Source organism: Ekhidna sp. (assembly GCF_963691765.1).
Taxonomy (GTDB): Bacteria; Bacteroidota; Bacteroidia; order Cytophagales; family Cyclobacteriaceae; genus Ekhidna.
The window spans coordinates 118,984-131,931 of sequence record NZ_OY829375.1 but is presented as its reverse complement, the minus strand read 5'-3'; the positions used below and the strand labels follow the sequence as shown (position 1 = coordinate 131,931).

The following is a 12,948-nucleotide window of genomic DNA, read 5'->3' as shown; positions in this document are numbered from 1 at the left end:
TGGTAGTCTATTCTAACTTATAAATTCACTAAAACCTTTATAGAATTTTTTACCTACCGACTTATTCGTATATGGTGATATTTCCATACCCAAGGCATCTTCAATAGACCATTCTAAGTCTTTGAATCCTAACATATGTCGAAATAATACCGTACTCGAAAACCGTGGATTGATTTCAAAAACTACTGCTCCTTTTTTTGTTAATCTAAGTTGCACGTTAATGCTTCCAAAAAAATTTAGTGAGGTAGATATATCGTGTAGTAATTTTTCAATGGTTTGGTTTTCAACAACCTCGCCATAGTTGCTGTAACCACCGGCAGTAAGTTCCCTTTTAAAAATTAAAGTTCTCACCTCTCGATTGCTACTCCTATAAAGCCCACAAGTGTACTCACCGCCATCACCTTCAAGATATTCTTGAGCTATAAAGTCGGGGTTTCTTTTTGAATAGAAATCAAAGGATTCTTTGTCCTTTATGATATGTACTTGTGAACTTCCAGAACCACTTCGAGATTTCAATATGATTGGAAATTCAATTGAATTTGTTTCACTTAAAAGCTTTGTCTCTGGAAAGGGTAGGCTATTCTCTTTTAAAAATATTGCAGTGTTTAATTTATCATAGCCCACCTCTAACGCCTTAGTGGATGCTGTTACCAATTGAGCGCTACCAATATTTTGAGTAATGTCATTTTCGAAAAAATAACGGAGCTCTTGCTCCGAAGCTGGAATAACAAAGTCAATATCATTACTGGCGATAAATTCCTTGAGACTTTTAAGGTAATTTGGATTGTTGCAAGGAAGTCCAACAGTGAAATTTTCAAAAATAAACTGAGCCGCATTTCTATCGGAGATATCCATTCCATAAAGTGAGCCAACAAGATCAAGCTCATTCAGTATTTTACCAATACTTTGGCCAAGATCGCCTCCGCATCCGGTTACAAGAAATGCATACTTAGTTTTCATTATTACGTTTTAATACGTTAATCAAATAGTCTACTTCTGGATCAATTTTTTTAACATCCTCAATCAAAGGATTTACATCATAGCTGGTCTCTTTCAACTCAAAGGTTTGACTCACAGTATCAAGAATTAGCCAATTAGCAATGCCTCCTTTTGCCCTTGATTGACCAACTGAACCAACATTCACAAGTACATTGTTTTCATTGTGATGAACAAATGCATAATGGGAGTGACCAACAAAAACAAAATCAGCGTTTACTTCTCCACTTCGCTTTAAGATTTCTTCATCTGTATCAGGATATAAATAAAAATATGGATCCCAATTTGAACCATGACACATTAGCACGGTAGTATTGTCTATTTTCAATTTTTGCTGATCAGGAGCACTCACTAGTTTGTGAATTTGTTCCTTTTCTAGCCTGTCTAATGCTATTTTATGACCACTGCCATATTTAGGTTGCAGTGTGGAAAGCGATATTTCATTATTCGACAGCTGCTGAAGAAGTATTTCATGATTACCGCGAATCAACTCGTAATCCCATTCATCAAGCATTGATAATATACGATCTGGAGTGTAATAGTAGCCAACAATATCGCCAAGGACCAGTAGCTTCTCTACATCACTATTCTTTGCCTCATTCAAGACCTTTTCAAGGGCGTAGTGGTTGCCGTGGATATCAGAAATTACAGCGACTATCATATTTAAATATTCAAGTTTTCTATTATCTGTGCAGCTACGGCTTGAGGTGTCTGAAGCAAACCCTCATTCTTTAGGTTTACAAAATCTTGATGTCTTGTAAATGCTCCAGAGTTTGATTCTCTAAGACTTTTTTGCATATCAGTGTCAACGACACCAGGATCAATATTTATTGCATTTATTGATGGGTTATTTTGTTCTTGTTGCTCAAGTGACTCAATAAACATTTTCATGTATGCTTTAGCGCTGCAATAGATACTCCAACCATCGATTGGACGGTTCGCTGCACCTGATGATATGTTTACTATATCTAACTCCTTTTGAGAAAAGCTTGCAATTAGATAGTTGATGATGATCATAGGTGCTTGGATATTCACCTTGATTGATTGCAATAGATCGCCATCGTTAAAGTTTCCCACACCATCAATGGGATGAATGATTGCGGCATTATTAATGAAAGTAATTTTATCAACTGTGTCTTTGAGTCTATCCAATTCTTGAAGGGAGGTTTGAGACGATAGCTCTGACAAATCTTGTTCAATAAATATGAATCTTGGGTCATCGGTTAGCTCCTTTTGACTTTCAGAAAGACGCCTTGAAAGTGAGACTACAAATTCGATAGATTCTTTTTCAAATAAAAGATCAAATAAGGCTTTGCCCAAACCTCTGTTAGCACCGGAAATTATAATCGCATGTCTTTGCTTCATTTCTTAGTGTTCATTTTTCAAAGATGGATTGACTTTCGAATGAATAACTACATTAACCAGCTGACCATCAAAATTGACCTCATTTTTTAATACAGCTTCTTTTAAAAATCCATTCTTCTCCAATACCGGATACAAATGTGGCCTTAAATCGTAAGCATACGTAGAGATTTTTTCAAAATTCAACTCGTTGAATACCACTTTTTCTAACAGGGTCAAATAAGTAGACCAATGCAAATCAAACTCCTCTTTTTCGAGCTGGGTATTCATAACAAACGAGACTTCTCCGCTTTTTTCAAGCCAATTGATATGAACCAAACCTCCATACCCTAAGCATTGATTTCCTTTTAGGTAGGAAAATAGTAGTTGATTTGGAGCCTCATCTGAGAATAATGATTTTACTACTGAATTAAAATAATGGTCCTGATCTTCTTCTGATAACAGCTTATTCTGTCTCAAATGATACATCTGTTCGTTTCTCCATTGCCTGATTAGCTTTCTATCTTCATATCGAATTGGAACCAATTGATGGGTATCATTTTTGAATATTTGATTGCTAAGTACGCGATATCGGTCCATTTAGAATAACATATCAATTTGATGGTTTAGCGTTATTAAGCCTATTGATTTTTTTGGTAAAAATCAACAATCAACTCTGCAAGTTCTTCACCTTTTTCTTCCTGAATAAAATGGCCGGCATTCAAGTGGGTATGATCTTGACCTTTTGTTCCAGGAATGATTTTTTGAAAGACTACTTCGGCACCTTTCATGATGTAATCCTGGTCTCCGAATATGGTAAGAAAAGGTTTTTCCCATTGAGCAAGAATTTCCCAAGCTGATCGATTCTTTGCTGACTCTGGGTCATCCATCTCAACAGGCACTAACATTGGAAAAATACGTGCACCTGCTTTGTATTCTTCGGATGGGTAGGGGGCATTGTATGCTGCTATTACCTCTTCAGAAAGGTCCGCGACCGTTCCTTTATCTATTACTTTTCCAATATCAAAATCAGGTGATTTTTGAGAGAATTCTCTCCACTTGAGAAATACTTCAGGCATTTCAATATTTCCAGTAGGGAGTGTGGTGTTGGATGCAACTACCATAGCGAATCGATCTTGCATTTGGGTCACCAGCCGTAATCCAGTAAGGCCTCCCCAATCTTGACAGAACAATAACATGTTGCTCAAGTTTAGTTGCTCAATAAATGATGTGAGCCAATCCATGTGATTTTGATAGGTGTAATCAGACTGCTTCTTCGGTTTATCTGATTTACCAAAACCAATTAAATCTGGAGTGACAACTCTGAAATTATTAGCAACCAATATTGGTATCATTTTGCGATACAGAAATGACCAACTGGGCTCACCATGTAATAGAAGAACCGTAGGGTTAGCTTTATCGCCTTCGTCTAAGTAGTGCATTCTTATTCCGTCCGTCAATTCTAAGTAATGAGGGGCGAAGTTGTAATCCGGAAGGTTTTCAAATCTTTCCTCCGGTGTTCTAATTATTTCTATCATGGCATTAAGTCATTTTATTAAATGTAGCTAAATATTGGCTCTATTCTACCTATTTGTATAATGTCATGGCGAGTAAATTCACTTTAATGATGGATGGCCTGTTGCCTCGCCCGTCAGTTTTATAAAGTCAATGTCCGAATAGTATGCTTCAAAAATTTCAACGGTACCGTTCTTCATAAATGTTGGAATGATTTTGTTAGCTACATCACCATCCCATTGGGCCTGCTCATGACCAGCGTTCTCTACTTCAATGTGTATTGCATTGGTAAAGCCCTTCATTGTTTCTTCAACTTGCTCAACAGGGGTTCTTGCATCCAAAGTTCCAGTGATAAATAACGTCGGAATGTCTGACTCTATCGGCTCTGTAGAATTGAATGATAATTCATTATCAATCCAATGGTCTTTGACGGCTGAAAATGGAAAGTTTACGGTATTTCCAAATTGACTTTGCTCGGCCTCTTTTGCTATTTGTGACCATCTTGCGGCGTTAACTCCCGAGGCTAGTTGCTGATTTATTCCTTGACCTGGTATTCCCATAGCCAACGTCATCCTTCGTTGAACAAACCAGGTGAGTATTGAATAGTCGCCATTATTGATGGAGTATAATAGCCTTGGCATCACTGGTATATCGTTGGCATCATCAATGTCCAATCTTAGAATAAGACCGAGACCGAATCCACCGATTTTTAAATCCATTTCTTTTCTAGTCAGTGGATTTTTAACGGTTACTGTCACCGGGTTTTCATCCAGCTTTTTCATAGTCTCATAAACAAACGATTCAAAATCTGGTATTGCCTGATTAATCGAGCTGTCTTTTGCTACCATCTCACTTATAGTCTTAATGTGTTTGTCCAGATGGCTGGGGAAGTTAAGCGCCTGATTAGGTGCGTCGGCTCCTACTAAAATGGCTCGTTCAACACTTTCTGGAAATAGCTGCATTACGGTCATGCCGATATGAGTGCCATAACTAAAGCCAAAGAATGTATAGGTGTTAAAGCCAAGTGCACTCATTAAGTCATTGACATCATTGGCGTGCTCTTCAATGGTATAACCTTTTACATCAACACCTTTATCTTCGAACGAAGCTAATGCTACACTGGCAACTTTTTGAAAATGTTGGTTTGCTTTTTCCTCTGAAACAAAGAAGTCCTGTGGATATTCACCTTTCCATATGTAGGTAAGCGCTTTGTCATTGGAACCTCGGCGATCTAGGAATATTAGATCTGCTACTTCTAAATACTCCAATCTGTCATTGAGGTATTTTGGATTACTGGCCTCCCAGGTGATTTGTCCACCACCTCCTTCGAGATAGATTACTGGTGTGCCGGGGTTATCTGAAATGCTCTTTAGATGAACATATTTTAATTTGATCTTTCTGCTATCAGGGTTATTTCTGTTCTCAGGAACTTCTAGAAAACCGACTTGTCCTTCGATTTTGATTCCGCTAGTAGTTTTAAACTTCTTTGTTTTGACGTTTACCAATGACTGACTTGATGCATTGAAGATAGTGGTAAGAATTGCGATTACGATAATGGATAACTTTTTCATTTTCTTTTTTTCTTCAAAAGTCCCAGTGGGGTAGAAAAAAATCAAAATGAGTAAGTCTCAGATGGTCATTTGAAACCTTTTAACTGGATTTTTTAAGGTAATCAGAAGGTGTCATACCTGTTTCTTTTTTGAATGCTCTATAAAATGAAGCTTTTGAGCTGAATCCAACTTCTTGTCCGAGACCTACGATGGAGTACTTATTGCTTTCGGGTTGGATGATCAGATCTTTGAACGCTGCAATTCGATGATGGCTGATCAAATCGTTAAAATTGGTTTGTAGTGTTTCGTTAATAATATTGGATACACTGTTGATCGGACAATTAAGATGGCTTGCAAGTTTCCCTAGTGTAAGACCCGGATCTTGATAGAGTTTTTCTTCCTTAAGTGCATGCAAGATCTGCTTTTTCTTATCTTCTAATTCTTCCTCGGAAAAGCTAAATTTTTTGATTCGGTCAGTATACGTTTCAACAACTTTTACATATTTCAACAGATAGAAGTAGCCCAATACATAAATGCTCAATCCGATAATTGTTCCTATTGGTTTATAGATCAGCGCAGAGTTGTCATCCATTTGTTCTATGAATATCAGCGCTATGGGTGCGGCCAAGAAAAGAAAGGATATTAGAAAGCTCCAAATAGCAATCAGAAGGTTTAGCCATTTTTTGATCTTTTGAAACTCGCGTAGTACACGTTTTGCCTCTTTTGCCTCTTTATAAATCAAATAGGCATATATGCTTAGTTGAATTGCTCCCAATAGTGCCATAACCAACGCAGTGGCCTGTATCACCAAGATATTGTCATAGGCCCATTCTAAATTGTTGCTTATGTAAGTAAATATGGCCGCGAAGAGTACTCCATCTAAAAGGAAGGATGGTAAAAAATGTAAAAGATCTTTTGCGCGGAATAATCTTTTCGGGTCTTTGATATATAGTATGTGGAAATAAGCTAATGGGCCATAGGACAAGCTAAATTCCATTGGGATAGGAAACTTAGAGTTGAACGAGCTTATAGATTCTTCTAAGACAAGATGAAGCAACGAGAGAGAAAAGAGGAAGATCAGTATGCCAAAAAAGAGATTACTTTTTCTCATTGGTCTTCTGGAGACGATGATCGTAGCTAATATCACTCCTTGGAAAACAGCGAGTAAAAAATAGAAATTTGAAGATGTTAAAGAAGTATCTATCATCTTCTATTTAATCGTTTTCCTTAGCGTCTAGGAATGAGCGCACGACTTTTACACTTCTTAAAGGGACTTCTTCCATTGGAACATGCCCGGCATTTTCTAAGATTACCAAGGTATCATTAGGTAGGTCCTTGTGAAAAAGCTCAGCATTTTCGACAGGTATCAATAAGTCCTGATCACCCCATAGAACAAGCGTTGGCTGTTTGATCTCAGAAATGTATTGATACGCATCTGTTGGTCTCTCCATCGAGAGCCTATCAACAAAAGCTTGCCTATTGCCCGCTCTTAACGTCAGTTCAAAATATCTGTCCGCTAGCTCATCGGTGACTTTACTTTTATCAGCATATACATTTTCAACACTGGATCTCGCGATTGACTTTGGTGTGATGAACGTAAACATGTTTTTAATTACAGGGATTCTGGCGACTCTGAAGGCTAATGGTACGCTTTGCGCTTTAAAAGGGTACCCCGCCGCATCAATCAAGATCAGTTTGTCAACCATCTCCGGGTAAACAGTTGTAAATCGCCAGGAGATTTCACCTCCTAGGGAATTGCCTCCCAGAATGCATTTTTCAATTCCTTTTTCATCTAAGAAGTGTTTGATAAACTCAACATACTTCTTAATGGAGTAATCCCGATCAGGGAATGGACCTGTCAGTCCATATGCTGGAAGATCCATGCGGACTACCCGATACTCTTGCTTTAGAAATTCTGGCCAGTCATCAAATGTATGCAAGCTTGAACCCGTACCATGAATCAGGACAATCGGTATCGAATCGTTAGGATTGCCTTCATCTCTAAAATGCACATTCATTCCATCAATCATCGTAAAAGAGGAAGGAGCTTGCGCGTATTTGGTTTTTAGTTCATCGAGAGGAATGTCTCGATATCCAAACAGTAGAGACACTACTACAACTAAGAAAAAAACACTTATGAGTAATATTTTTAAAAGTTTTGGTAGTCTCATGTCCATTGATGTTTATCCAAATATACCTTCTGAATTGCTAGCTAAAAAGGAACGCGTACTTCTTCAAATTGAATAAGAGTCGTAGTTTTACTTTTGTTAGGTAGGAGAACGAAGGATGACCATCAAGCTGAGTAAACTCTATACACTGGGATTAACCAATACCCTAGGCACTTACGATGCGTTTAAACTGCAAATTGTAAATCGCCTGGCCGTACTCTGTATTGGAGTATCATTGATACTGGTTACAATCAATCTGATATTTCAGAATTACATTGGAATAGCAATAGATGTTTCTGCTATTGTACTCGTGGGTTTGCCTGTTTTATTACTTAATCGTTTTCAGAAGTATTCCGCAGCTATATATCTGTTTGTAGTTGGCTATCATTTGGCTTTGATAGTTGGCACTTATCACTCCATTGTAGAAGGCAGGCAAAGTGGACTTGAATATCTTTTCGTTCCCGGTGTAATTTCCATAATCATTTTGGTGAATGGAGTCAAGCAGTACATTTCTGTCTTGATAAACTTCACCCTTTTTATGCTGCTAAATTATGTGCGATTTGAGTATACAGGCAGTGGTGAGTTCGCTACTTATTTTCGGCTAAGTTTAATATTACTTACTGCATATTTGATGGTTTATTATTTTGTGATGAGTTTCAAAACGCAGCTATTTAGAACCTTAAATAGTGCAGAAAAGCTAAACACTGAATTGATAGGAAAGGAGGAGGCTTTGCTAGATTCGAATAAATCAAAGGATCGGTTATTCTCTATTATTGCTCATGATCTTAGAGCACCTCTCGGACTCATTCAAGGTTTGATAAAACCAACTATCCTAACCTCGATGAGTAAGGAACAATACCTTACATATTCTGAGAACGTTCAGGTCAAATTAGATGCATTGCAAGACACAATGAACAGCCTATTGGAATGGGCCAAATCTCAACTTGGGAGCTTAACTGTGAATCCAGAGAATGTGTCTGTGAAAAAAGAAATCGATTTAATTGTTGAACTATTTTCATCGGCCATGGAGGCTAAAAATGTAAGCCTAGATTACAAACCTTCAGATTCTTTCGTTTTTGCCGACAAAAATCAATTCATCATCATTGTAAGAAATATTATTCACAATGCTGTCAAGTTTACTCCCAATGACGGTAACATCGCTGTTTTCAGTCAGGATTTGGATGGTGCAGTATGCGTGACAATTGAAGACTCTGGTGTTGGAATGGATGAAGAAACCAAAGAGCGAATTTTAAAAGGTCAATTAATTGAGTCAACCTTTGGGACGGCAGGGGAGACCGGGTCTGGAATCGGTCTAAGCTTTTGTCAGGAGTTGTTAAGAAAAAATAACGGAAGGTTGAACATCTCTAATGGCAATCCTTCCGGTACAATATTTCAAATTTGGCTACCTGTTGCGAAGTAGCTGTTAGCTTTTAAAGTTCTTCGACAATCTGGATGTTGTTGCCACAGGTATCATTAAAGACTGCAAACTTTACAGTCCCCATTTTAGTTGGTGGTACGCTGAATTCCACTCTAGCTTCAATCAGTCGATCATACTCTGATTGAATATCGTCAACATAAAATTGTGTGAATGGGATTCCTGCTTTCATCAGTGCGTCTTGAAAAACCTTAGACGGTTCAAAGTGAAGTGGTGCAGGCTCCAACAATAGCTCGGGACCGTCTTGCGCTTCCTTAGGAACCAAAGTCAACCACCTATTCCCACCATCCAAGGGAGTGTCAATTTTTTTGATGAACCCGAGTTTTTCGGTGTAGAATTTAAGTGCTTTTTCTTGATCCAGGACTGGGATACTTATCAGTTTTATTTTCATGTGTGATTAGCGTTTGAATGAGTCAAATATGAAGGATCAAAAGTTTACTTACTTCTTGAAAGTTGCTCTTTTCGAAATTGAGTTGGTGTCTTTCCAGTTTTTGTTTTAAATAAAGTGCTAAATGATCCGGGACTCTCAAAACCTACAGCAAAACAAGATTCAGTAACTGTAGATCCATTAATCAGATGCTCCTTAGACTTTTCTATTCGTTTATTAATCAAATATTGTCGAGGCGTGAGGCCGTAATATTTCTTAAATAATCGAAGCAAATGGTATTTAGAAATGAACTGCTTTTCCGATAGTAAGTCTAGATTCAAATTGGTTTCATAGTAGCTATCGATATATCCTTTGATCGCTATTACGGCATCAATCTGATCTTGATTCTTGTAAACAGACTCTTTTACTTGTTTTAATTTTTCTTGATAGAATGACATTTTTTGAAATTGTCATATTGCGTCATTCCTAAAGATAAAGAAGGTGTTATTGTAAAACTCAAGTTTATCTACTGATTTAAAATGTCAAGTAACTCACTGTAGTCTCGAATGTAATGACTGGAAAAAGAGGAGCGGGGTTGTCCAAATTTGGCTATTTGAACTGTTGTAAAACCTAGTTCATGACCAGCTTTTATTTCTGAATTTGGATTATCGCCTATAACGATGATGTGTTCCAACGCTATTTGTCCATTTTCAATAAGATTTTTGAAGATGCCTTTTTTGTGAATTCTATCTAAGGCATCTATTTCATCGATAAATATCTCATCAAAAATGGGTTGTAGGTTAAGAGCTGAGATTTTAGCATGTTGTAACTTCTTGAATCCTGTAGTTACAAGTATTTTTCTGACGTTCAAATCTTTAATAAGATCAAAATCCTTGAATGCTTTTATGTTGAAATTGTATTCTAGGTTATTAATTGATTTAGAAAATTGCCTTCTAGTCGATTCACTTAGGTTGTGTCTTTCAGAAACATGGTCAAAAGGGTATTTCCACAGATCATTTATTATGGTGTCGATTTCTTCCGAGCTACGATTGGTACTTATGGTTTGCTTGAAGCTATCAACGGCTTCTTTTACATGATGATGTCCAATTGATTTCGTCTCAAAAATGGTGTCATCAAGATCGAAAATAAGAATTTGTGAAGACACGCTACAATTATCCTTGTCTTAATATTTTTTCCATCTTTCTACCTTTTGCTAGTTCATCCACTAGCTTATCAAGATATCTACAATTCCTTGTTAAAGGAGTTTCAATCTCTTCGATTCGATAGCCACAGATTACACCTTTGATCTGATGGGCATTTGGGTTTAAGGTTGCTCCATCAAAGAAATCTTTAAAAGTGGCTTTCTTATCTATAAGCTCTTGAAGTTTACTTTCATCCATCCCCGTAAGCCATTCTATTACTTGATGTAACTCTTCCGTAGTCCTACCTTTCTTTTCTACTTTATTAACGTAATGCGGATAAACCGACGCGAATGTCATCTTAGCTATTCTTTCGTCGTGTTCTGGTGTAGTGGTTGCCATAAATAGTTTGTAGTGTTATTAAATATACTCCAAACAGTTTTTTCATTCAAAAGACTAAATGCATAACTATTGAATAATCTAGGGATGTATTTAACATATTGACTATACTTAAATGCTGGAGTGACTCTGCTAAGCAATAAAGAGTCTGAAGATAATTCAGTCTTTCATCAAACTGGTTTGATGTTCATACTTCAAATAGCTGTCGTGGAATATGACGGCACTAAGAATCAAGTTTATTACGATCACTATATAGATTGGTACTACTGCAATCATCATCTGAAATCCGAAGAGCATTACTACTAGGTACTTGATATACTTCCAATAACTAAAATTTTCAGAATATAATAGCGCGAATTGGAGAACAAAATGAGAAATCAAAAATGTATAGTAAAGGAATTTTGATTCGTATGTTAAGATTTCATGGTTCATTCCAATTAAAAAAAGTAATTCTGGAATGAAATAGACTATAGCTGTAATTAGATTCATCATTCCTCTCGCGAATAGGGAAATTGGAAGGTTTCTTAGAAATTGGGCACGCTCTTCTAGAAATTTCTGCCCTGAAAAAATCAATAAGCTATTGAAAGAGCCTAAAAGAAGAAGAAATAACACAAAATAGTCTTCCCTGAAAAAATCCTTGTTTCGAATGATAAATAGGTTAAAACCTACATAGCTGATGACCTTCAATAAAAGGACGACTTTGGTTCTTTCGCGCCAATAATAGCTTAATAGTATCCAATTAAAATGGAAGTTTATTTTAATAGAGGGGTAAATATTTCTGTATGGAAAAACCAGTGTTTTTCTACCCTGAGAGAAATGGTATGCGTATATAGTATTGCACAGCGTTATAATTAGAAGGCTGGTTAGAACATATGATCCATAAATTGAATTCTCCTCGAAGAAGGCAACCGATGCCACCAAGATTCCATAAATCGTAATAGGGAGATAAACTACACTAAAGACTAATAACAGATTTATTCTGATGGTTTTTGGAGAGAATGATCTGAAATAGCTTGTGGTGGAGTCCCAATATTTATTATTAGTGGTACAAATAAAGTTGGTACATCTAATCGAGTAACTCGCCCAAAACACAAGTACGCAAAGTGAAAGTAATGGGCTGTCTATCTGAGCATGAATGAGTCCTAGATGAGTAGTGACTAAATATTGAGGTGGAATTATTCCAAAAAATGCGATAAAGAAAAAGAATAGAAGGCCTGCATTCCTTTTATAGAATTGGACAACCATTAGCTTGAATGAAAGCCTATATATTAGGTTCATTGATGGTCAATTGAAAATTTTCTATTTGTAAACCCTTGTTGACTGTTACATGCAAATTGTTTTGATGAGTGGTTGTCAGAAACGAAGTTCCAGCTGCTCTCCTTTGGGAGATTATTTCATTCAACCTTTCGCATGTTTCAGTGTCAAGAGCATTGAAGGGTTCATCAAGTATTATAACCTCGCTATTGCCGATAAAGGTCAGAAGCAAGGATAATTTTTTCAGCATCCCACTTGAATAATGTCCAATCTGAACGTCCATGAATTTGGAAACACCAAGGGAACGGGCAAGAATATCAATGTCCTTTTGTTCGTATGGAAGCATTGAAGAATAAAATGCTATGAGATCTTGGCTTTTAAGAAAGTTAGGAAACACTGGTTCAGCTGGTGAGTATCTTACCAACTTTAGGTATTTCATCATGTTTGCTTTGCTATTTCTAATTCCATTGATGGATATGTTGCCCTCATAAGGTAAAATTCCTGCAATGCACTTGAGAAGTGTGGTTTTTCCACTTCCGTTTTTTCCGCTCAAAGAATGTATGCCTTGATCCAATTCCAAATTTGGAATCTCTAAAACCAAGTTCCCATTATAGGATTTACTGAAGTTGCTTATTTCAATCAATACGCCTTTACACGGAAATTAGGTGGTGCGGTTACACTTGTTATTTAAGCGTTGCAATAAGATGATGAGTCAGTTTATTAAGATGCTTTTATAGTGGTTATAGTATGTCTTTCATACCCCGAAATAAATGAGGTTGTTAGC

General features: G+C 36.9%; 15 protein-coding genes. 1 reads left to right on the top strand and 14 read right to left on the bottom strand.

Annotated features, from left to right (window positions below):
• Positions 1-12 precede the first annotated feature (12 nt).
• The 8 genes from ACY650_RS00635 to ACY650_RS00600 all read right to left on the bottom strand — a co-directional run bounded on the left by ACY650_RS00635 (position 13) and on the right by ACY650_RS00600 (position 7,573).
• Positions 13-960 carry an ATP-grasp domain-containing protein gene (locus ACY650_RS00635; RefSeq protein ID WP_462250695.1) on the bottom strand — a complete coding sequence of 316 codons (948 nt, stop codon included), beginning with the start codon at positions 958-960 and terminating at the stop codon, positions 13-15.
• Complete coding sequence (locus ACY650_RS00630) at positions 950-1,657, bottom strand: metallophosphoesterase family protein (RefSeq protein WP_462250693.1); 708 nt, start codon at positions 1,655-1,657, stop codon at positions 950-952. Before ACY650_RS00630 ends, ACY650_RS00635 begins: the two co-directional genes overlap by 11 nt.
• 2 nt (positions 1,658-1,659) lie before the next feature.
• Positions 1,660-2,361: an SDR family NAD(P)-dependent oxidoreductase gene (locus ACY650_RS00625; protein WP_462250691.1), complete on the bottom strand. Its 702-nt coding sequence runs from the start codon at positions 2,359-2,361 to the stop codon at positions 1,660-1,662.
• A 3-nt stretch (positions 2,362-2,364) separates the two neighbouring features.
• Positions 2,365-2,937 carry a GNAT family N-acetyltransferase gene (locus tag ACY650_RS00620; protein WP_462250689.1) on the bottom strand — a complete coding sequence of 191 codons (573 nt, stop codon included), beginning with the start codon at positions 2,935-2,937 and terminating at the stop codon, positions 2,365-2,367.
• Between the two features lie 41 nt (positions 2,938-2,978).
• Positions 2,979-3,875, bottom strand: coding sequence for a haloalkane dehalogenase (locus ACY650_RS00615; protein ID WP_462250687.1), 897 nt, complete (start codon positions 3,873-3,875; stop codon positions 2,979-2,981).
• A 78-nt stretch (positions 3,876-3,953) separates the two neighbouring features.
• Entirely contained in the window at positions 3,954-5,423 is a 1,470-nt protein-coding gene (locus tag ACY650_RS00610; protein ID WP_462250685.1) for an alpha/beta hydrolase, read from the bottom strand.
• Positions 5,424-5,502: 79 nt separating this feature from the next.
• On the bottom strand, positions 5,503-6,399 hold the full coding sequence (locus ACY650_RS00605; protein WP_462250683.1) for a helix-turn-helix domain-containing protein: 897 nt from the start codon (positions 6,397-6,399) through the stop codon (positions 5,503-5,505).
• A 217-nt stretch (positions 6,400-6,616) separates the two neighbouring features.
• Positions 6,617-7,573 (bottom strand): alpha/beta fold hydrolase, encoded by a 957-nt coding sequence (locus ACY650_RS00600; protein WP_462250681.1) that lies wholly within the window; start codon positions 7,571-7,573, stop codon positions 6,617-6,619.
• A 115-nt stretch (positions 7,574-7,688) separates the two neighbouring features.
• On the opposite strand from ACY650_RS00600, the gene ACY650_RS00595 reads away from it, so the two are divergent.
• Positions 7,689-8,990 (top strand): sensor histidine kinase, encoded by a 1,302-nt coding sequence (locus tag ACY650_RS00595; protein WP_462250679.1) that lies wholly within the window; start codon positions 7,689-7,691, stop codon positions 8,988-8,990.
• 10 nt (positions 8,991-9,000) lie between these two features.
• Here ACY650_RS00595 and ACY650_RS00590 read toward each other — a convergent pair whose 3' ends face one another.
• The 6 genes from ACY650_RS00590 to ACY650_RS00565 all read right to left on the bottom strand — a co-directional run bounded on the left by ACY650_RS00590 (position 9,001) and on the right by ACY650_RS00565 (position 12,807).
• On the bottom strand, positions 9,001-9,396 hold the full coding sequence (locus ACY650_RS00590; protein ID WP_462250677.1) for a VOC family protein: 396 nt from the start codon (positions 9,394-9,396) through the stop codon (positions 9,001-9,003).
• A gap of 44 nt (positions 9,397-9,440) precedes the next feature.
• Complete coding sequence (locus tag ACY650_RS00585; protein WP_462250675.1) at positions 9,441-9,830, bottom strand: helix-turn-helix domain-containing protein; 390 nt, start codon at positions 9,828-9,830, stop codon at positions 9,441-9,443.
• Between the two features lie 68 nt (positions 9,831-9,898).
• Positions 9,899-10,537, bottom strand: coding sequence for an HAD family hydrolase (locus ACY650_RS00580; RefSeq protein WP_462250673.1), 639 nt, complete (start codon positions 10,535-10,537; stop codon positions 9,899-9,901).
• A gap of 7 nt (positions 10,538-10,544) precedes the next feature.
• A complete protein-coding gene (locus tag ACY650_RS00575; protein WP_462250671.1) occupies positions 10,545-10,913 on the bottom strand; it encodes a DUF2200 domain-containing protein in 369 nt (122 codons plus the stop codon).
• A gap of 156 nt (positions 10,914-11,069) precedes the next feature.
• On the bottom strand, positions 11,070-12,188 hold the full coding sequence (locus ACY650_RS00570; RefSeq protein WP_462250669.1) for a hypothetical protein: 1,119 nt from the start codon (positions 12,186-12,188) through the stop codon (positions 11,070-11,072).
• Positions 12,172-12,807, bottom strand: coding sequence for an ABC transporter ATP-binding protein (locus ACY650_RS00565; protein WP_462250667.1), 636 nt, complete (start codon positions 12,805-12,807; stop codon positions 12,172-12,174). Before ACY650_RS00565 ends, ACY650_RS00570 begins: the two co-directional genes overlap by 17 nt.
• Positions 12,808-12,948: the final 141 nt, after the last annotated feature.